Genomic DNA, 19,757 nt, shown 5'->3' with positions numbered 1-19,757 from the left:
CGTCCATCGTTTTAACAGGGCAGGTCAGAGATCCGGCGGTTATACCGCGGGATTTCTGCCTGCTCTATATATTTGCGCTATAATGCCGGATCGGTCTTTGCAGCCTGCTCTTTGAGCGTCATGAGGAATTCTTCACGTATGGGATTGGAGCTGCTCTCCATATAGATGACAGAACAGCTTGTCTTCAGCTTCCTTCCGGCAATCGGTACATAGGACAGTCCTTCCATCGGCACGTCTTTCATACATTCTGGTACGATGCTGAAGCCGATGTCCGATTTGGCAAGCAGCGCCATGCTGTAATAATCATTGGCATAGATCACTTCGTTTCCTCCGAGTCCGAGGAAGTTCATGACATTCCATATCTGCCATTCGTAGGAGGTGAAATCATTTTCTACGGTACGAAGCAGAGGCTTTCCCGCAAGCAAGGAAGGTTCCAGACAGCCATACCGGGCATATTCGCTGTCTGAACTGAGGAGGAACAAGCAGCAGTCGTAGCGGAGCGGGCACGATTTCAGCCATTGGCTGTAGTTGCGGTCATAGTCGGACACGACCGCCAGATCCAGATATCCGTCCTCCAGCTGCCGCAGGACTTTCTTCTTCCGCTTCCCGTAGATAAGCTCTACCTGGGAGGACGGATGCCTTTGGTAGAAGCTCGTTACAAGAGGCGTGACGGCAATCTGTTCATATGCGCCGGAATATCCAATCCGCACCTGCGGCTTATCTTCTTCTGAAAGCTGGCGGGCATGAGAGACAGCCTGGTTATAATCAGCCGTGATATACTGGCAGCGTTTATACAGGTAGCCTCCGGCTTTCGTGAGGGTAACCCCTGTATTGCTTCTGTTGAAGAGTTTAAAACCAAGTTCCTCTTCATATTTCTTGATCTGCAGGCTCATGGCAGTCTGGGATATGAACTGCTCACTGGCCGCTTCTGTAAAATTCAGATATTTGGCGGCGGAAAGAAAGAATGGAAGCCGTTTGATACTCATGGCAGTACCTCCTGTTATGGTTCTATTGTATCATAAATCAAGCCTATGGCAATGGAGAATTGTCTTGAAAAACGTTAACCCGCATGGTACAATATGCTAAGAAAATGATAGATACGGCTAATTTAGAACGAATCGGACCGGACAGGAGGAATTGGCATTGAGTTCCTCCTGTCCGACTTCTTGTCCGGGTGCTTGTGATGCAGTTCGGACATGTTTTGCTGCATAGACGGCAGGGGCAGCCAGCGTTTTGCCGGAGGGATAAGGGGGGATATCTATGAGTGCTAAAAAGAAAATCTTGGTAGTGGAAGATAATGAAATCAACCGGATGCTGCTGTGTGAAATCCTGAAGTCGGAATATGAAGTTCTCGAGGCGGAGAACGGAAAGGAAGCCCTGGCAGTTCTGCAGGAATGCCACGGGGATATATCCTTGATTCTGCTCGATATCGTCATGCCCGTCATGGACGGACATGCCTTTTTGTCTGTCATACAGAAGACACCATACGCGTCCGTTCCGGTTATCGTAACGACGCAGAGTGACAGCGAAGACGATGAAATCACGGCACTGTCAAGCGGCGCGACAGAATTTATCACAAAGCCGTACAGGCCGCAGGCCATATTGCGGAGGGTTGCGAGCATCATCCGCCTGCGGGAGACTGCGGCAATCATCAACCAGTTCCAGTTCGACAGCCTGACAGGGCTGTACAGCAAAGAATTCTTTTACCGGCGCGTCAAAGAGACGCTGGAACATAATCCAGGAAAAGAATATGATATCCTCTGTTCGGACATCGAGAATTTCAAGCTTGTGAATGATATTTTCGGGGTACCTGCGGGAGACCGCCTACTATGCAGCATAGCTTCGATATATGCGAAGCTCGTCGGAGAGAAAGGCATTTGCGGACGTCTGCATGCGGATCAGTTTGCCTGCCTGGTGGAGCGCAGAGATGATTATGCAGATGAATTTTTCGTGCAGGCCGACAGAGAGCTCGGAAGGATAAGCAACATGCGCAATACCGTGATGAAGTGGGGCGTCTATGCTGTTGAGGACCGTACGCTGGCCGTCGGCCAGATGTGCGACCGTGCTCTTCTTGCCGCGCGGAAAATCAAAGGACAGTATGGAAAGCATTATTCGAGATATGATGATGACCTGCGCAACCAGATGCTGCACGAACAGGCAATCACAGACATAATGGAAGAAGCGCTGGAAGAAGAGCAGTTTGTCATCTATCTGCAGCCGAAATACAGTATCAGCACTGACAGGCTTGCCGGCGCCGAAGCGCTTGTCCGTTGGGAACATCCAGAGTGGGGGATTCAGTCTCCGGCAGCCTTTATACCACTTTTTGAAAAAAATGGCTTTATAACAAAGCTGGACCAGTACGTCTGGGACAGGACATGTGCTGTCATGCAGGAGTGGGATGAGAAAGGATATCCGCCCATACCGGTCTCTGTCAACGTGTCCCGGGCAGATGTCTATCAAGTGGACTTGGCGGAAGTTCTGATGAAGACGGTCCGAAAATATGACATTGCTCCTGCACGTCTGCATCTTGAGATAACAGAAAGTGCCTATACGGAAGATCCGGAGCAGATCATCACTACGGTCCAGCATCTCCGAAAGCTGGGGTTCATCATAGAGATGGATGATTTTGGAAGCGGCTATTCCTCCTTAAATATGCTCAACCAGCTGCCGCTTGATATATTGAAGCTGGATATGAAATTCATCCAGAGCGAGACGGCAAAGCCGATTGATAAAGGGATTCTCGGCTTTATCATGGGACTTGCGCGGTGGATGAAGCTGAGTGTGGTTGCGGAAGGAGTGGAGACACGGGAACAGCTGGACCGGCTGAGGGAGATTGGGTGTGATTTTGTACAAGGGTACTTTTTTGCACGTCCAATGCCATGTGTGGATTTTGAGGCTCTATTGAAGCGGCTGGATACAGAAGTGCAGGAGAAGGAGAGAATGCCGGAAGAAAGCCTGTGCAGCGAATCCTCCCTCGGATATATACTTATAGCGGAAGAAGAGGAAGCATGCCGCCGTGAACTGAGGAACCTGTTTGGCGGCAGGTACCAGATTGTGGAGACAGCTAACGGGCAAGAGACGCTCGGCTTCATCGTACGCTTTGAACGTGAGATTTCTGCCGTCGTATTAAGCCTGACATTGCCTGACATGGATGGGTTTTCCATACTGGAAGTTCTACAGAGGGAAAAGAACGTCTGGAATATCCCTGTCATTGCCACGGCGCGGCCGGACATACGGACAGAAGAAAGGGCTGTCGAGGCAGGCGCCGATGATTTTGCGTACAAGCCTTACTCCTCGAGAATGATGGAAAGACGTCTGGCTCACGCGATGAGACGCTCAATCTCTTACGAGCGGGAACAGGCTTTACAGGAAGAAGCCGGAAGGGACTATCTGACCGGACTTCTGAACCGGAGGGGGCTCAGTGATGCCTCCAGGGCTCTGCGCAAGGAGGATGCACCTCTGGCAGTATATCTTTTTGACTTGGACGACTTGAAGCAGATCAATGATACGTATGGGCATGAGTGCGGCGACCGGCTTATTAAAAAGTTTGGCAGGCTGCTCGGCGAACACACAAGGAGCAGCGATATCCTGGCCCGGTTCGGAGGAGACGAATTTATCGCCGTCATCAAGCAGATGGGTGTGGCCGATACCGCCCTGAAAAAGGGCGAGGAGATCTGCAGGGCCTTCCAGGAAGGAGAGCTGACGGAACAGTTTGCCACGAGCTGTACGGGCGGCGTCGTCATATGGGATTACAACGTGCCCCTGGCCAATATCATCGTTGAGGCCGATAAGGCATTATACCGGGCCAAACGCGGAAACAAAGGCTGCTGCTGTTTACAAAAAGGATGTGACATATGAAAATACAATTAACTGCTTTAGAAACAGTAAAACAATTCTGCCACTGCTGGTTTGTCCTGCGCGATTTGGACGCGACCGTCTCTTTCCTGTCGGATGGCGTGAGCTTCGTGGGGAGCGGGGAAGGCGAGACGGCCTTTGGAAAAGAAGCAATGTCGGACTACATCAGACAGGACATCGCAGAGGTTCCGGAACCCTTTGCGTGTAATATATCGGTCATCTATGAGCAGATGCCCAAGGAAGGGGTCCAAAGCCTCTCTGCCGAGATAACCCTCAAGAATTCACTATATACGTGGTATCTGCGCGGCTTCTATATCCTCGTTCTGGAAGAGGGCATATGGAAGTTGTTCAGCATCCATGTCGCAGAGCCGAGCAGGAACCAGACCGGCGACGAACACTATCCCCAGGCACTGGTGATGGAACATATCTCAAGACAGCGTCAGAAGCTTCTGAACGACTCTGTCCCCGGCGGTATGATGGGCGGATACATAGAAGAAGGGTTTCCTTTCTACTTTATTAACGATAATATGCTGGATTATCTCGGATACGAGGATGAAAAAGAGTTTTGCTCCGATATTGGAGGTATGATTTCTAATTGCATGCACCCGGATGACCGGGAGATGGTAGATGCGGAAGTCGCTGTCCAATTGGAGCAGGGAGACAGGTATACGGTCGACTACCGGATGAAAAAGAAAGATGGTTCTTATATATGGGTGCATGATGTAGGACGGAAGACGGTTTCAGAAGATGGAAGAGAGGCTATCTCCTCTGTCTGCGTCGATATCACGAGCCAGAAAAAGGCACAGGAAGAAGTGCTGCATCTCTACAATAATATACCCGGCGGAGTATTCCAGTGCAGATTTGACGACGATTTTTCTGTAATCGGCGCCAACGACGGACTGTTTGAATTCCTTGGATACAGCAGGGAAGAGTTTGCCGCCATGGGGAACAAGATGTCGGCGGTCATCTATCCTGAAGACCTCTCTGCCATGCCGGAGAGGCTGAACAGTCAGCTTAAGCACAGCAATACGATCCAGCATCAGAACCGTCTCGTCTGCAGGGACGGAAGCATCAAATGGGCATCTGTCAAGGCACAGCTCGTGGAGGAGCAGAACGGAGAGCGGCATTTTTACTGCGTGCTCGTAGATATCACGGAAGAAAAACGCCTGCAGGAGAGGGTAAATGAACTGTACGAGCAGGAGATGACATATTTTGCCGAACTGTCATCGAAAGACGGTACATTCCAGGGGCGTATCAACGTCACGCAAAACAGAATGGAGAATTACATATCGACAGCGAATGTAGCCGTGTCACGTGTCGGCGACACTTATGACAAGATGGTTGAGAAGCTCGCGGATTCCGCGGTAGAAACACAGTATGGTCAGCTGCTTCGTGAAACGCTTGAACGCTCGAGGGTACTGGCAGATTATGCGGCGGGAAAAGTGGATTATAATTTCAGCTTCCTTCGCAGGCGCAAGGATGGAACGGCTTTCTGGAGCGGATCCAGCTTTCGTTCCTGCCTGAATCCAGAAACCGGCGATGTCATAATGTTCTTCTATACGCAGGATATAACAGAGCAGAGGCTGCAGGAGCTGCTGCTGAAAAAGATTACGAAGCTGGATTATGATATTATCACAGAAATCGATATTACGACTTCCGGATACCGGCTTGTCGGGTTTTCGGACGAGTGGGAGCAGTCTATACCGCTGCAGGGAGATTTCCAGCAGCAGATACGTGAGGTGGCCAGCCGCTGCATGGAGGAAGGCGCCCAAAAAGAGTTTCTGGAGAAGCTGGACTACGCATACATGAAGGAGCGGCTGGCAAAAGAGAATTCATACACTTTTATACTGGAACTGACTGAGAGCCATGGTATACGTATCAAGCGGTTCCAGGTGTTCTATATCAACGAGGATCTGGGACGTGTATGCATGACGAGGGCAGATGTGACGGATGTCGTAAGGCAGGAGCAGAAGCAGAAGGAAGAGCTGGCCGGAGCACTGGTGGCGGCCGAGCAGGCCAATGCTGCGAAGTCTGATTTCCTTTCCCGCATGAGCCACGAGATACGCACGCCGATGAACGCGATTATCGGCATGAGCACCATAGCCGCCCAGTCTATCGGTGACGATGAGCAGGTAGAAGATTGTATTTCTAAGATAGGCATATCATCACGATTCCTTCTGTCCCTGATCAACGATATTCTGGATATGAGCCGCATTGAGAGCGGAAAGATGCTGCTAAAGAACGAAAGGATTCCAACGGAAGAATTTCTGAACGGCATCAATTCAATCTGTTATTCACAGGCCGCTGCCAAGCAGGTGGACTATGAATGTATCATTGACCCCGTTCTTGATGATTATTATGTGGGGGATGCGATGAAGCTTCAGCAGGTGCTGATCAATATCCTGTCTAATGCCATCAAGTTTACCGGTGAAGGAGGAAAAGTGACATTCTCGGCTGCAGAGAGGAGAAAGACGAAGTCCGATGCGACTCTGCGCTTTATCGTAAATGATACGGGAGTCGGTATGGATGAGAATTTCGTGCCCCATATTTTTGAGCCTTTTTCACAGGAGTCTACCGGGACCACCGCATTGTACGGAGGCACGGGACTGGGTCTTGCCATCTCTAAGAACATCGTAGACCTGATGGATGGAAACATTGCGGTGCGTTCGATCAAAGGAATCGGTACAGAGTTTACGGTAGATGTCAAATTAGGAATCAGCGAAGAAGAGAAGCTCCGCCATCACCAGAAAAAGCAAAATTATAATTTTTCTCATCTGAAGACTCTCGTTGTCGACGATGATGTCGCCGTATGTGAAAGTGCAGTCGTAACCTTGCGTGAGATGGGAATTACGGCAGAATGGATTGACAGTGGGAGAAAAGCGGTAGATAAAGTGAAGAAACTGTGGGGTGAAGGCCGCTATTACGACATGATTCTCATAGATTGGAAGATGCCGGAGATGGACGGGCTGGAAACGGCCCGGCGTATACGGTCGATTGTAGGGCCGGAGGTCACCATCATTATCATGACCGCTTACGACTGGGTTGCCATCGAACACGAAGCAAAGCTGGCAGGTGTAAATCTGCTCATGAGCAAGCCTATGTTCAAATCCGCTCTGATATCCGCGTTTACGAAGGCTCTGGGAGAGAAAGAGGAGCAGGAGAAGAAGCCGGAACCTGAGGATTATGACTTTACGGGCAAACGGGTGCTGCTGGCTGAAGACAATGCGATCAATACGGAAGTAGCTGTGATGCTGCTGGAGAGCAAGGGCTTTCAGGTAGATACATCAGAAAACGGGCTGCGTGCGCTGGAGATGTTCAGCAAATCCCCGGCAGGCTACTATGATGCCATACTTATGGATATCCGTATGCCGATAATGGACGGACTTACGGCGGCATCGAATATACGGCACCTCAGCAATTCTGATGCAACGGAGATTCCTATCATTGCCATGACTGCGAATGCCTTTGATGATGATATCGAAAAGAGCAAGGCGGCGGGTATGGATGCACACCTTGCCAAGCCGATTGATCCGGGCCGGATGTATCAGACGTTATATGACTTTATCTTTGAAACAGAGTCATGAATATATGAAGGTGTGAACGGAAGACAGCCCTTAGGGAGCCATGGACAGAAGGCCCAGTCCACTTCCCAAGGGCTGTCTTCAGCTATTTATCCCGTAACCGGTATTGCGAAGGCGTACATTGATATATCTCCCTGAAAGATTTAGAAAAATAGCTCATCTCGCTAAAACCACACAACTGTCCTATGTAAGAGACCTTCCATTGCGTTCCATCTAATAATTCCGCTGCATGCTGCAGCCGGTATCTTTTCAGATATGAGATCGGCGAGATGCCCAGTACATTGCGAAAGCAGCGCAGGCACTCGCTTTCGCTGATAGAGGCGCTGTCTGCAATTTTGCGGACGGTTACATTTTCCGAATAATTATCCTTTATATATGTAAGCATTATTTTAATCCGTTCACTGTGCTGGAACAGTTTTTTCTGATTGGCGGCTGATATTTCGGGATGGTTTTGGGTAATCGCTACAAATAATTGTGATAATAGATAGCGGACGTTGACCTCAAAACCATAGTCACTGTGAAGACATTCCAGCCATGCAGACTGGATAAGCTCATTCGCTTTTTTGTGTTCTGTCTTATGAAATGGCAGCATGGCAATTCCCGCGTTCGACGTAACCGGACGAACAAATTTACGCCAGAAGACGCTGTCCATATTGCCTCCAACTAGATTCGCGTGGAAGACTAAGGAATCTGTGGAACATCCCTCCGGATTCTGAGCCTGTATCGTATGCAGTATGCTGCTGTTGATAAAAAAGCATTCTCCTTTTGAAAGCTGCCACTGGCCGTTTGGAGTCCTGATCGTTATGGTCCCTTCCCGGACAATTCCAACTTCTAATTCCTCATGCCAATGCCATGGAATGGATTTTTGCTTTAAATCATCAAAATAACATGCAACAGGAAATTCCACTGTTCCATCCTCCAAATATTCATGCCTCTGGCTGTCGATAGTGGTGTCACCAAATGTCAGCATTACATTCCTCCATATCCTGACCGTATTGTCATATTAACTGGCTGAATTCTATTATCGATTTATATTTTTAGCTGTTATAATTATACCATAAAAAAGGAAATTACGATAATCATCTTATCTCCGGGAGGTACCTTATGCTTAAACTCAATAAAAATCCATGTCTTATGATTACCGCGGCAAGCTTGCTGAGCTATCTGCTTTTCGGGCTGTTTGATAGTCTGAAAGGATCCACCTTATCTAATCTGCTGGATGATATGAATTTCAATTATTCTATAGGCGGGACCATTGTTATGGGGCAATATGCGGGGTATTTTGCCGCCACCTTCCTGGCAGGCTTCTTAACAGATTATTGCGGACAGAAGGCAGCTTTGGTTTTTGCCGGTGCCTGTATGGTACTTGGGGTAACGGGATACTCCTTTTCTTCTGCGATGCCTCTGCTCATATTATTTATCTTCTTTATGGGAATGGGACTTGGTGCATTAGAACTGGTCGGATGCAATATAATTACAGAGTGTTATCCGGATAAGAAAGGTGGTTATCTCAGCTTATTAACTTCCATCGCCGGACTCGGCGCAATCATTTCTCCGGTTATTGCAGGATATATGCTTGGCGAGGGGATTTCCTGGCGCTTGGTCTACCGATGTGGTTTATTGCTCCTCATACCGTCCACCTTTTTCTTCTGTATGATTAAAAATTCATCACGGCCCGAAACCGGACCGGCCGGATCACATGCAGAAGAGAAAGAAGAGTCGAACATACGCAGCATCCTCTCACAAAGAGGAATCCTGCTCATGTATCTTGTGAATTTTTCATACATGGCCGCTGAGATGGGCGTTGCAACATGGATGGTTGATTTCTACAGAAAAGAGAAGCTGTTCTCCGTTGTGGACAGCTCCAGGTTCTTGTCCATGTTCTATATCGGTATCACATTAGGCAGGCTGCTCGGCAGCTTATTTGTAGACAGGGCAGGGCGGAGAAAATGTGTGCTGGCTGCGTCTGCAGCGGCATGTATCTGTATGCTGCTCGGTGTATTCGGTTCACCGCTGTTTGTCATGTGCGCGGCGCTCACCGGCCTTTTTTACTCCATTATCTTCCCGGCAGGGACAGCCATACTATCCAGTCTGCCACATGGTGATTCTGCCAGGATTCAAGGTATTTATTTTGCATGCGGAGGACTTGGCGGCATGTTCGGACCATGGATCATGGGAATCGTCAGCGATTTTATGGGGATTGACTGGGGCATGGCTCTGGGATGTGTATTCTGTGCCGGAATCTTTCTGCCAACCTTGCTGCTGAAGAAAGCTGAAGAAATAGGAGCCTCAGCTTAACTTTCCCGCAGCTTCACTGCCGATGCCGCTTTCCTGCGCCTGTCTTCATCAATGGCGGCATAGTGCTTCTTCGTCGTGTTGACATCCTTGTGTCCAAGGACATCGGCCACAAGATAGATGTCCCCAGTCTCTTTATAGAGCGAAGTACCATACGTGCTTCTGAGCTTATGCGGGGTAATCTTTTTGTTCGGAGTAACTTGTCTGGCGTATTTTTTAACCATATTCTCCATTGCCTGGATTCCCATACGCCGGCGCTGGGTGGAGAGGAAGAGGGCATTTTCATGGCCGGAGAGGGGAGTGGCAGCCGCCCGGTCTCCGGTGATATAGCTTGTAAGAGCCATTTCTACTTCTTCTCCAAAATAGACGACCATCTGGCTGCCTCCTTTACGCGTCACTGTGATTCCATTGTTCTTGAAATCTACATCCGTCAGGTCAAGTCCGACGCATTCCGATACGCGGATTCCGGTACCAAGAAGCAAGGTCAGTATCGCCAGATCCCGGTTCTTCGTCTTACGGTAATACGTCAATGCCTGTCCGGACAGCCTGCTTCCGCACGTCTCGACATAATCGAGGAGCAATGCAACCTCATCGGCGTCCAGACGTATGATTGCCTTGTCATGGAGCTTCGGCATATCAACGAGCAGCGTTGGATTTTTCATGATTATCTGATGTTTAAAATAATAGCTATAGAAGCTTCGGAGGGCCGACATCTTACGGGACAGTCCTTTTTCACTGTTTGTGATCAGTTCATCTTCATGCCTGTATACTTTCAGATATTCCATGTATTCCTCGATATCTACCGGTTCCAGCTTTTCAAGATCACATACTTCAAACTGATCGATTGTATAATTTTTATAGCTTGGATTGGCTTCCATAAGAAAATGAAAAAACACACGTATATCGTAGGCATAGTTAATTCTTGTTTTGGCGGAAGACTTTGGCTCCATCGCACGAAAATAATCCTTTGCAAATGGCGGCAGCGTCTTCAGGACTTCCCTGAGCCGCAGCGTCTGGTTGATCTGTGTCTGCTCATGATATGTTCTTGTCTCTGGCATTATAATAAAATCCCCCTTATATAGCTTATTATAGAACGGTCTGTAATCCCTTGATTAAGCAGATTATATCATTGTTTTAAATTCCTGTCCATATCTTTTGGAAAAATCGGTATTTGTCGTATAGATATGTCACAAGATTATACTGCACATTATCTCGTACAGCATAACGGCGGCATGCCCCTAATCGCATCGCTGCTCTTAGGGACATGCCGCCAATAGGTGAGTATAATATATATAAGGCTTCGAAAAGCTTATATATCTATCTGAACTCAGTATCATAATACGCTATGGTCAGATACTGGCTCTCCTGGATGTCATCGGAACCCAGGCCGTTGATTTTCTTGACTTCATTAATATATTCATTCACGGAACTGTATTCATCAGTCATAAATTCTTCTGCGATTCCCCAGAGCGTATCACCTGGCTGTATCTCTATGCTCTTGTAATATCTGTACTCTACAGGGGCATCCTCCCGGCTGTCGCTAGCATCAGAAAAATTGCAGCCGAGCAGGATGCTCATGCACATTATCAAAACGAACGCCGATATCGCTGCCGTGAATTTCTTCATGCATACTTGTCTTCTTCTCTTGCTTGCCGCATATAACCTGTGTGCATCCATAGCTTCCCCTCCTCGTCAGGTTCTGTCAAAACGAACAACCGTTCTATATGAAGATTATATAATCCGAACGCACGTTTGTCAATAGTATTTCGGAAATTAATCGAACATATTTTCTAAACATTTGTTTGCTTTTTTACTTTTGCTATGATAAAATAAGTATAAAAGCAGAAAGTACGGATGAAATCAAGGAGGTTTTTTATGGCGCAAGGTAAAATCAGTCCAAAGCAGCAGGAAATATTAGAATACATAAAAGCACAGATACTGGAACGGGGTTTTCCACCAGCGGTGCGTGACATCTGCGAAGCCGTAAATCTTAAGTCCACCTCTTCAGTCCACTCCCATCTGGAGACGCTGGAGAAGAACGGTTATATCCGCAGGGATCCGACCAAACCGAGAGCAATCGAGATACTGGATGATTCTTTTAATTTTACGAGACGGGAAATGGTAAACGTACCGATTCTGGGCCGCGTAGCAGCGGGAGAACCTATTCTTGCCGAACAGAATATAGAGAACTACTTTCCTATCCCGATGGAATACATGCCTAACAAGCAGACGTTTATGCTTAAGGTAAAAGGAGAAAGCATGATCAATGCCGGTATCCTTGACGGGGACTACGTGTTGGTGGAAGAACGTAAGACGGCCCGCAACGGAGAGATGGTTGTAGCGCTCGTCGAGGACGGGGCCACGGTCAAGACCTTTTATAAAGAGGAAGGCATCATCCGCCTTCAGCCGCAGAATGACACGATGGACCCCATCATCGTGCGGGATGTCCAGATATTGGGCAAAGTGATTGGGGTATTCCGTTTTTTTGATTAGAACTCTTACTGGAAAGAAGCGCCGGTCAAATTATCCTTATGACCGGCGCTTCTTTTCATTACTTTTAAGTTACCTGGTGTCCTCCAAATATCTTCCTGGAACCATTCCAGGCACCGATGCCCATAAGGACGGCCAGGGTTATATTCAGATATGACATCGGGATGTCAAGCGTTCCGATACTCATGTCCTTCATTCCGAGCACTAAGGCAACATTGAAGTCGCCGGAAGGCATAATGGACAGAAGCTGATTGAGCAGAAGGATATCCAGCTTGTCAATCAGCACAATCGGAAGGACATACAGAAACAGGGCAGCCAGAACTGCTGTAAATGAATTTCTGGAAAGTGCTGACAGAAGCAGTGTCATACATGTCAGAAGTATACAGCCAATAAATGCAAATACGGTAATGAGAGCCAGCGCCTGCATACAGCCGACCGTATACGGTACAGTCCAGAACAGTCCATGTACGGCCACCTGAATCGCTGCATCCCACCCTTTCGTTCCATATTGTACCACCATTGCTGCGGCTGGCAGAACAATCGTGAATAAAGCGAGCAGTACGGAGAAGCTGATGGATGCCAGGATCTTGGCATAGATACATGTGCTCTTTCCTCTTTTTCCTGTCAGTATGAGGGCATCCATGCCGCTTGAGTACTCTTCCGAGAACACTGGCGCAACCGTGATGACTATGAGGAAGCCGGCAATGAGAAGCATGGACTCTATACACACCATGGCAGTCTCCCACCCCCTCGTATAACCTATCTGGAATGGCTTTTCTTTCGTCTGGGGATAGGCTTCCTCAATGTCAGCGTCGTCCACAGGCTTTATCTTATCCCAGGATTCCCAGACAAACATAGCGGAAATAGATTTTGTCATCCAGTCTCCTCTATAAGATAACTCCTCCGGATTACCGGATGCAGCGGCAGACCGGAGGATGTCGTTTACTTTCTCAGCATCCAGCTTCCCACGGTACCTATCCGCCACAGCCTTCTCATATTCCACAGCCTCTCTTCCGTGATATGTCTGTCCATCTGCTGTTTTCACTTCCAGGCCTGCGGCACTTTGGTTGACGAGTAATACTATCATTACGGCAGCATAGGCCGCAAGCGCCGCCATGACGATTTTCTTATGAAGCAGTTTGGCAAACTCAAAACGAAACAGCTGTCCCATATGGCTCCTCTCCTTCCCTGCTGAAATAATGCAGATATATATCTTCCAGCGTCGCCTCTGTTTTCACCGCGTCCTTGGACGGCCTTTCTTCAGATACGATGCGCAGGATTGTCTTGTCACCTTTCCTCTTTACATTGACAATCGTATACTTTTCTTCCATTGAGGCCGCCATGACCGGGCTTACCTCGCATTCCCACACAATGCCTTCCGTCTCTGATATAATCTCTTCCAGCGTTCCGGTCTTGATAAACCGTCCCTCCTTCATGATGAATATCTTATCGGCGATGTATTCCACATCAGCGACGATATGAGTAGAGAGAAGCACTATCTTATCCTTTGAGAAAGAGCTGATAAGATTCCGGAAGCGCACACGTTCTTTTGGATCAAGGCCTGATGTCGGTTCATCCAGCACAAGAATATAAGGGTCGTTCAGCATTGCCTGGGCGATGCCGAGCCTGCGCTGCATCCCCCCGGAAAATGTCTTGATCTTCTTATCCTTCTCCTGCAGCAGGCCGGTGAGCTTCAGCAGCTCTATAGAGCGTTCCGCTGCGGCCGTCCTGTCCAGCCCTTTGAGTGCCGACATATAAAGTAAAAATCTGAGTGCGGTAAACTCCGGATAATATCCAAACTTCTGGGGCAGATAACCCAAGATATTACGGTATTGCTCTCCCATCTGATGGATATCCTGATGGCAGTAGCTGATAACGCCTGAAGTCGGATTCAGGATATCACATATAAGACGCATCAGCGTAGTCTTTCCGGCTCCATTTGCCCCCAAGAGACCATATACGCCCGGTTCAAGGCTCATGTCCAGCCGGTCGACAGCCAGCTTCTCCCCGTATTGTTTCGTAACCTGATCTAGCTGTAATTCCATATTTCCTCCCATCCTTTCCCCTTTTGGCCGATAAACCTGACATAAGAATATACCTGTATACCAAGAATGACCGCCGCAGCCGCGGGCAGGACTGCGGCTGCGGCACTCCCGATGCCGCCAGAAAGGATCCCCTCTATCTTGTCTTTATATCCTTGTACGTACAGGGAGACGCAGCCGAGAACAGCTCCGGCACATATGAGCATATAGCCAGAGGCGCTTCTTCTTATCTTACGTATGAGATACATGTAACAGGAACAGGATAAGGCAAAAGGAACGATAACCCAGTATAGGTAGCTGCTCAATGACGTGCCTTCCCGAACCATCGCTGCCAAGAGGACGGCTAAAATGCACGTATCCGTCAGGCCGAATATGAGAAGCCTCATGCCGCAGATCTCTTTCAGGCTGAATCTGGCGGACTGCTCCAATTCCCACATGCCATCCGAAAAGCTGCGCAGCAGCACCGGAAACACGGTTACGCCGAGCACGGGAGAACCGGCTGACAAGACCGTAAGCGCGCCAGACCTTGGAGCGTACATAATGGCCCACAGCCCCGCCGTCAGCAAGATACCTTGTACAAGCCAGAGAAGCTTTGGGATGTATGCTATCTGTGTTTTAAGGCGTATCCAGTATGGACACCGGTTCTGTATGCCTTTTTTTCCATATTCGGCTTCGATAATGTACACCGCCGTATTTCTTCGTTCCGGAACGGCCGCCGGAGATCTGTACCCACTCAGGACCTTTTGTATTTCTTTTTCTTTTTTAGAAAGGCTCAAATCAATTCCTCCTCATTCAGCAGATTCCGAAGCTTCTCCATGCTTTGGCGCAGCCGGGATTTGACAGTCGGTATCCTGCTGTCCGTTATAATCGCTATTTCCTTAATGGAAAGCTCGTGGTAGAATCTCAGGATTACCACATCTCTCTGCATACGGGGCAGTCTGTCAAGTGCTGCCCTGATGACCTGTCCCCGCTCCAGATGTCCAAGATTCCTGTCCGGCTCCGCCTTGCCTGGCATCATGCCAAGCGTGACTTCTTCTGACGGTATCTCTTTCTGTCTGCGAAAGTAGTCATAACAGACATTCCGGGCTATCCGTAACAGCCATGCCTTGAACTTCCGTTTTTCAACATATGTGCCGTAAAACCGGATCAGCCGCAGAAATGTCTCCTGCGTACAGTCATAAGCGGCATCTTCACTGCCTGTCATGTAATATGCAAAACGGAAGATTTCATCATAATACTGCGTTATCTTTCTATCGTCCAGTTTCCGGCACCTTCTTTCTGTCTGTAAAACGTCTTACCTATATATAACGCGTGGGTTCCTGAAAAAGATTTAAAAAATGTGAGTTTTGTAAAATCAGGCCGCATGCAAGAAGAACCGGAATCAAGGGAGGGAATGTTATGTGAGATAACATCCCCGTACTTGATTCCGGCTCTTCCTCATTATGATCTGGCGTCACACGTCCGCCTTTGCACGGCGACCGCTTTCCTAAACGTTCAGCTCTTCGCGCTGTACGGCCTTTCCGTCGTTCCAGATTCGTTCCAGATTATAGAAGGAACGGTTTTCTTTTTCAAATACGTGCACGATAACATCACCATAGTCCATAAGCACCCATGAACCGCTGTTTTTGCCTTCCTGCTGTTTCAGATGATAGCCGGCCTTCTCCATTTTTTCATCTACATTTTCTACAAGCGCCTTGATCTGGCTGTCGCTCGTTCCGTCTGTAATGATAAAGTAATCTGCGAGTACCGATATGTGAGATATATCGATAATCCGTATGTCCTCTCCCTTTTTATCCGATAATGCATCGTATGCGATGCGGGCCATCTCTACTGCATGTTCCATATAAGCTATTCCTCCTTTTTACCAAGTTTTTCTTTATAATATTGATATGCCTTTTCTGTCATTGGGTCAATCGGCATGTTTTTGGATTCCAGATATACGAGGGAATCTTTAAGGATCCGGTAAAGACATTCGTCTATATCGGAAAATGCAAGCTTCCTCACCGTAGCCATATTGGGGAGTTCTTCTCTTCCCGGCTCAATATAATCAGAAATAAATATGATCTTCTCAAGCAGCGTCATATGCGGTCTGCCGGTCGTGTGGCTTGCAATGGCGTCTATCACATCCTTATCACGGATATGGAATTTCTTGGCGGCAAGGTACGCGCCAAGCTTTGCATGGAGAAGGCTCGGATTAGAAAGCTCTATGTCTGACACGCTCAGGTGATACCTGTCACATAATTTTATCTTCGTATCTGGCGCAATGCATTTTGCACAGTCATGGAGAAGTCCCGCCATGAGCGCCTGGTCTACGTCTTCGCCGTACCGCATCGCCATAGCGGCCGCGGTGTACATGACTCCGAGAGTATGCTCATACCTTTCTCTGTCCAGATCTGCCTTTAACCTTCTGCGTATTCTGCTTATCTTCTGCTTCATATTACACTTCCTTATATAAATGATGATTCTTTATATATTCTCGTACCTTCTCCGGCACCATTCTGCTTATATCTCCGCCCTGCTTAAGCCTTGTCCTCAATTCACTGGACGAAATGTGCATGAGCGGCGTTGCAAGCAATTCAATCTTAGCATGGAATTTCCCCCTGAGATAATTGATCTGCCTGCACATCTCTTCTTTCGTGTCGATATCGTCCCTGTAAGCGGCAAGTATCGTACATGTAGGAAATATCCGTTCCGGATGGATCCAGCCTTCGATGGCAAAAAGCGAATCTGCACCGATGATAAAATAGAACTCATAGTCTTCATATATTTTATTGAAATGCTCTAACGTCTCAAAGGAATAGGATATTTCTTTCTTCTGAGCTTCATACTGCTGAAGATGGAAACTTTCATACCCTTCTATCGCAAGACGCACCATCTCCACCCGGTCCTCCACGTCTGACTTGATAGATGTGTGGTGCTTATGTGGTGGATTCCCGTTGGGCATGAACCATACTTCGTCAAGATGAAATAACTGGTACGCCGCCTCGCCAAGCATGAGATGCCCATTGTGTATCGGATCGAATGTTCCGCCCATTATGCCTATCTTCATATATCTTGACCTCTGCTTCGGAAATTAAATCTGTGCAATTTTTATTTTGGCAGCTCTATACGTCTGTTTTTGTCTTTGCCTTCTTTGTAAAGGACGATTTTCTTCCCGATAACCTGAACAACCTGGGACTGCGTACGCTCCGCGAGAAGCTGGGCCATTTCCTTTGGGTCGTCGGCACAGTTCTTCAATACGGCCACCTTGATCAGCTCCCTGGCAGCAAGCGCTTCTCTTACCGCTTCTGTCACCTCTGGTGTTATGCTGTTCTTTCCAACTTGAAAGACCGGATCCATGGTCATGGCCAGCCCCTTCAGATACGCTCTCTGTTTTGTCGTCATCATACTGCCGCTCCTCTTCTATTTGTAATAATCAAACTGTAATCCATACATCCGCACCGTATCCCCTTCTTCGATACCGGCAGCTTCCAGCTCGTCCAGAATACCGGTGTCTTTGAGAAACTTCTGGAAGAATGCAAACCCTTTCTCGGAATCCAGATTCGTATATCCGAGCATCTTCTCAATCTTAGGACCTTCCACCACGTACATGCCTTCATCTTTCTCTATCGTATACGGAAGGTTTTCATAAATGAGTTCATCCTCCGGAAAGTATTCCTGTTCAAATATGACCGGACTGCTGTCGAGCTTGCCAAGCTGTTCAGATACATAATACAGCAGTTCGCTTATACCCTCGCCTGTGGCACCGGAAATCGGAAACACCTTGATTCCCTTCGGTTCAAATTCTTCTTTCAGCTGTTCCACAGGATTCTCCCCGTCTTTGCCGAATATCAGATCGGTCTTATTGGCGGCAATGACCTGGGGCCTCCCTGCTATCTCCAGATTATACGCCTCAAGCTCCGCGTTTATTTTATAGATGTCATCTACCGGGCTGCGGCCTTCACTCCCTGCCGCGTCAACCACGTGAATCATCATCTTCGTCCTCTCAATATGGCGGAGGAATTCATGTCCAAGGCCAACCCCTTCTGATGCGCCTTCAATCAGGCCGGGGATATCTGCGATGACAAAGCCCTGTGCCCCGTCCAGGTCCACTACGCCAAGATTTGGGTTAAGCGTCGTAAAATGATAATTGGCAATCTTTGGCTTTGCGTTGCTCACTCTTGACAAGAAGGTGGATTTCCCTACGTTTGGAAATCCAATCAGGCCTACATCCGCAATGACCTTCAGCTCCAGGCTGACCCACAGCTCGCGGGACGGCTGCCCCGGCTGAGCGTATTTCGGAATCTGCATGGTAGATGTCGCAAAATGCTGGTTCCCAAGCCCTCCTCTGCCGCCTTTTAGCACGACCTGCCTTTTATTGTCTCCGGACATATCTGCGATAACCTTGCCGGACTCCGCTTCTTTGATAACCGTTCCCTCCGGAACCTTCAGTACAATATCATCCGCGTCCGCCCCATGGCATCTGCGTTTTCCACCCTGTTCCCCGTCTTTGGCTGCGTATTTCCTCCTGTGGCGGTAGTCCTGAAGCGTATTCAGCCCTTCGTCCACCTCAAAGATGACATCTCCGCCGCGTCCGCCGTCGCCGCCGTCCGGGCCGCCGTTTGGTACATACAGCTCTCTGCGGAAACTCACATGCCCGTCACCGCCTTTGCCGGAACGGATGCATATCTTCGCTCTATCTGCAAACATAATATTTTCCTCTTTCTGCTTTCTGTCATAGTCTTACCTAATATGATGCTCAATATATATCATATCATGACTGTGACATGGATTCAATTGGGGACGGGGAAATTGGATTTTCCCCCGTCCCCAATTGAACCTGGTTAAAATAACCCTGCCAGTTTTTGGCAGGGTTATCCGTAATCTCACTATTGTGCTGCTGGATAGATAGAAACCTGTTTCTTGTCTCTTCCTTTTCTTTCAAATCTTACAACGCCGTCAGCGAGAGCGAATAATGTATCATCTCCGCCGCGTCCGACATTCAAGCCTGGATGAATCTTAGTTCCACGCTGTCTGTAAAGGATATTTCCAGCTTTGACAAACTGCCCGTCAGCTCTTTTCGCACCAAGTCTTTTAGACTCTGAATCCCGGCCGTTCTTGGTAGAACCGACCCCTTTCTTATGAGCGAAAAATTGAAGGTTTAATTTCATCATGTTTTTACACCTCCTCGAATATGATATCGATGTATTGCGTGTAATCTTCATCGTCCTCCATTGCCGTCAGTCCCTGAACCATGGTCTTTAAAAGAAGTTCCGCTTCTTTAGAAGGATGCCCTGCGAGCCTGCATTCCATACTGCCGTCATCCTCATCAGACACAAGGGAAAACTCGTCCCCGGTAAACTGTTCAATCGCGTTAACGGTATTGATCATCAGTATAGACGCAGCCGCACATACGATATCCTGTCCACATTCATCCTGTCCTGCATGCCCTGAAGCTCTGAAGCCTACGCATTCATTCTTTTCATTGTGATAGATAGTTACCTTAATCATCGGT

19 protein-coding genes are annotated in these 19,757 nt (G+C 48.2%); 4 read left to right on the top strand and 15 right to left on the bottom strand.

Annotated elements, in window-relative coordinates; translation table 11 throughout:
• Positions 1–77: 77 nt before the first annotated feature.
• On the bottom strand, positions 78–986 hold the full coding sequence (locus HMPREF0980_RS04880) for a LysR family transcriptional regulator (protein WP_049727977.1): 909 nt from the start codon (positions 984–986) through the stop codon (positions 78–80).
• A 274-nt stretch (positions 987–1,260) separates the two neighbouring features.
• Here HMPREF0980_RS04880 and HMPREF0980_RS04875 point away from each other — a divergent pair, with 274 nt between their 5' ends.
• Positions 1,261–3,858: an EAL domain-containing protein gene (locus HMPREF0980_RS04875; RefSeq protein WP_049727976.1), complete on the top strand. Its 2,598-nt coding sequence runs from the start codon at positions 1,261–1,263 to the stop codon at positions 3,856–3,858.
• Entirely contained in the window at positions 3,855–7,439 is a 3,585-nt protein-coding gene (locus tag HMPREF0980_RS04870; protein ID WP_049727975.1) for a response regulator, read from the top strand. The genes HMPREF0980_RS04875 and HMPREF0980_RS04870 overlap by 4 nt, the downstream gene beginning before the upstream one ends.
• A gap of 82 nt (positions 7,440–7,521) precedes the next feature.
• On the opposite strand, the gene HMPREF0980_RS04865 is transcribed toward HMPREF0980_RS04870, so the two are convergent.
• Positions 7,522–8,406: an AraC family transcriptional regulator gene (locus tag HMPREF0980_RS04865; RefSeq protein ID WP_049727974.1), complete on the bottom strand. Its 885-nt coding sequence runs from the start codon at positions 8,404–8,406 to the stop codon at positions 7,522–7,524.
• Between the two features lie 134 nt (positions 8,407–8,540).
• Between HMPREF0980_RS04865 and HMPREF0980_RS04860 the strand changes: the two genes are divergently transcribed.
• Complete coding sequence (locus HMPREF0980_RS04860; protein WP_049727973.1) at positions 8,541–9,734, top strand: MFS transporter; 1,194 nt, start codon at positions 8,541–8,543, stop codon at positions 9,732–9,734.
• Here HMPREF0980_RS04860 and HMPREF0980_RS04855 read toward each other — a convergent pair.
• On the bottom strand, positions 9,731–10,789 hold the full coding sequence (locus tag HMPREF0980_RS04855) for a tyrosine-type recombinase/integrase (RefSeq protein WP_049727972.1): 1,059 nt from the start codon (positions 10,787–10,789) through the stop codon (positions 9,731–9,733). The genes HMPREF0980_RS04860 and HMPREF0980_RS04855 overlap by 4 nt on opposite strands.
• 259 nt (positions 10,790–11,048) lie before the next feature.
• Positions 11,049–11,408, bottom strand: coding sequence for a LysM peptidoglycan-binding domain-containing protein (locus tag HMPREF0980_RS04850; RefSeq protein ID WP_049727971.1), 360 nt, complete (start codon positions 11,406–11,408; stop codon positions 11,049–11,051).
• Positions 11,409–11,606: 198 nt separating this feature from the next.
• Between HMPREF0980_RS04850 and lexA the strand changes: the two genes are divergently transcribed.
• Complete coding sequence (gene lexA, locus HMPREF0980_RS04845) at positions 11,607–12,224, top strand: transcriptional repressor LexA (protein WP_049727970.1); 618 nt, start codon at positions 11,607–11,609, stop codon at positions 12,222–12,224.
• 64 nt (positions 12,225–12,288) lie between these two features.
• On the opposite strand, the gene HMPREF0980_RS04840 is transcribed toward lexA, so the two are convergent.
• The 11 genes from HMPREF0980_RS04840 to HMPREF0980_RS04790 form a co-directional block, all read right to left on the bottom strand.
• Complete coding sequence (locus tag HMPREF0980_RS04840; RefSeq protein ID WP_049727969.1) at positions 12,289–13,392, bottom strand: ABC transporter permease; 1,104 nt, start codon at positions 13,390–13,392, stop codon at positions 12,289–12,291.
• On the bottom strand, positions 13,370–14,266 hold the full coding sequence (locus tag HMPREF0980_RS04835; RefSeq protein ID WP_049727968.1) for an ABC transporter ATP-binding protein: 897 nt from the start codon (positions 14,264–14,266) through the stop codon (positions 13,370–13,372). The genes HMPREF0980_RS04840 and HMPREF0980_RS04835 overlap by 23 nt, the downstream gene beginning before the upstream one ends.
• Positions 14,251–15,039 carry a hypothetical protein gene (locus HMPREF0980_RS04830; RefSeq protein WP_049727967.1) on the bottom strand — a complete coding sequence of 263 codons (789 nt, stop codon included), beginning with the start codon at positions 15,037–15,039 and terminating at the stop codon, positions 14,251–14,253. The genes HMPREF0980_RS04835 and HMPREF0980_RS04830 overlap by 16 nt, the downstream gene beginning before the upstream one ends.
• Positions 15,036–15,509 (bottom strand): RNA polymerase sigma factor, encoded by a 474-nt coding sequence (locus tag HMPREF0980_RS04825; RefSeq protein ID WP_255351349.1) that lies wholly within the window; start codon positions 15,507–15,509, stop codon positions 15,036–15,038. The genes HMPREF0980_RS04830 and HMPREF0980_RS04825 overlap by 4 nt, the downstream gene beginning before the upstream one ends.
• A 240-nt stretch (positions 15,510–15,749) precedes the next feature.
• Positions 15,750–16,106 (bottom strand): ribosome silencing factor, encoded by a 357-nt coding sequence (gene rsfS, locus HMPREF0980_RS04820; RefSeq protein ID WP_049727965.1) that lies wholly within the window; start codon positions 16,104–16,106, stop codon positions 15,750–15,752.
• Between the two features lie 5 nt (positions 16,107–16,111).
• Complete coding sequence (gene yqeK, locus HMPREF0980_RS04815) at positions 16,112–16,699, bottom strand: bis(5'-nucleosyl)-tetraphosphatase (symmetrical) YqeK (protein WP_049727964.1); 588 nt, start codon at positions 16,697–16,699, stop codon at positions 16,112–16,114.
• A 1-nt stretch (position 16,700) separates the two neighbouring features.
• Complete coding sequence (nadD, locus tag HMPREF0980_RS04810) at positions 16,701–17,312, bottom strand: nicotinate-nucleotide adenylyltransferase (protein WP_049727963.1); 612 nt, start codon at positions 17,310–17,312, stop codon at positions 16,701–16,703.
• 41 nt (positions 17,313–17,353) lie between these two features.
• Positions 17,354–17,647, bottom strand: a complete 294-nt coding sequence (yhbY, locus tag HMPREF0980_RS04805) for a ribosome assembly RNA-binding protein YhbY (protein WP_049728337.1) — start codon at positions 17,645–17,647, stop codon at positions 17,354–17,356.
• Between the two features lie 18 nt (positions 17,648–17,665).
• Positions 17,666–18,952 (bottom strand): GTPase ObgE, encoded by a 1,287-nt coding sequence (obgE, locus tag HMPREF0980_RS04800; protein WP_049727962.1) that lies wholly within the window; start codon positions 18,950–18,952, stop codon positions 17,666–17,668.
• A 179-nt stretch (positions 18,953–19,131) separates the two neighbouring features.
• Complete coding sequence (rpmA, locus tag HMPREF0980_RS04795) at positions 19,132–19,416, bottom strand: 50S ribosomal protein L27 (protein WP_049727961.1); 285 nt, start codon at positions 19,414–19,416, stop codon at positions 19,132–19,134.
• A gap of 4 nt (positions 19,417–19,420) precedes the next feature.
• Entirely contained in the window at positions 19,421–19,753 is a 333-nt protein-coding gene (locus HMPREF0980_RS04790; protein WP_049727960.1) for a ribosomal-processing cysteine protease Prp, read from the bottom strand.
• Positions 19,754–19,757 lie beyond the last annotated feature (4 nt).

It is taken from the genome of Dorea sp. D27 (genome assembly GCF_001185345.1).
Classification (GTDB): domain Bacteria; phylum Bacillota; class Clostridia; order Lachnospirales; family Lachnospiraceae; genus Extibacter.
The sequence above is the reverse complement of the archived record's forward strand: the minus strand, read 5'-3'. Positions and strand labels throughout refer to the sequence as shown.